Genomic DNA, 885 nt, shown 5'->3' with positions numbered 1-885 from the left:
GTACCCGGGCGTCGGCCACGATTCGTGGACGCGCACCTACGACCCGGCCGCGCAGGTCGAGACCGGCCGCAACATCTACCAGTGGATGCTTGCCCACACGCGCTGATGCCTTGCCGCAGGCGCTACGCTGGCGGCCATGAAAACCATCCGACTCGGCCGCAGCGGCCTGCAGGTGTCGCGCATCGCGCTCGGCATGATGACCTACGGCCGCCCCGACTGGCGGCCCTGGGTGCTCGACGAGGCCGCGAGCCGGCCGCTGGTGCAGCGCGCTGTCGAGCTCGGCATCAACTTCTTCGACACCGCCGACATGTACTCGTCCGGCGAGAGCGAGGTGCTGACCGGCCGCTTCATCCGCGAGTTCTGCCGGCGCGACGAGGTCGTCATCGCGAGCAAGGCCTACTACCTGGTCGAGATGGAATACCGCAACGCCGCGACCGCGTTCGACCAGGCTCCGCCGAACCTGCACGGCCTGAGCCGCAAGCGCTTGTTCCATGCGGTCGATGCGAGCCTCGCCCGCCTGAAGACCGACTACATCGACCTCTACCAGATCCACCGCTTCGACCCGAACACGCCGGTCGAGGAGACGATGGAGGCGCTGCACGACCTGGTGAAGGCGGGCAAGGTGCGCTACCTGGGGGCGAGTTCGATGTGGGCCTGGCAGTTCGCGAAGATGCAGGAGACCGCGCGCCGCCACGGCTGGACGCCGTTCATCAGCATGCAGAACCACTACAACCTGGCCTACCGCGAGGAAGAGCGCGAGATGATTCCGCTGTGCCGCGACCAGGGCGTGGGCCTGATCCCGTGGAGCCCGCTGGCACGCGGCTTCCTGGCCGGCAACCGGGCCCGTGACGACAAGGCCGGCGGCGCGACCGCGCGGGCGCAGAC

Annotated in this window: 1 protein-coding gene; it reads left to right on the top strand. The window is 68.8% G+C overall.

Features of this window, described 5'->3' with window-relative positions:
• Positions 1–136 precede the first annotated feature (136 nt).
• On the top strand, positions 137–885 hold a 749-nt coding region (locus AC1D15_RS34805; protein WP_477829666.1), incomplete at its 3' end, for an aldo/keto reductase.

Source organism: Rhizobacter sp. P2_H2 (assembly GCF_056403375.1).
The sequence above is the reverse complement of the archived record's forward strand: the minus strand, read 5'-3'. Positions and strand labels throughout refer to the sequence as shown.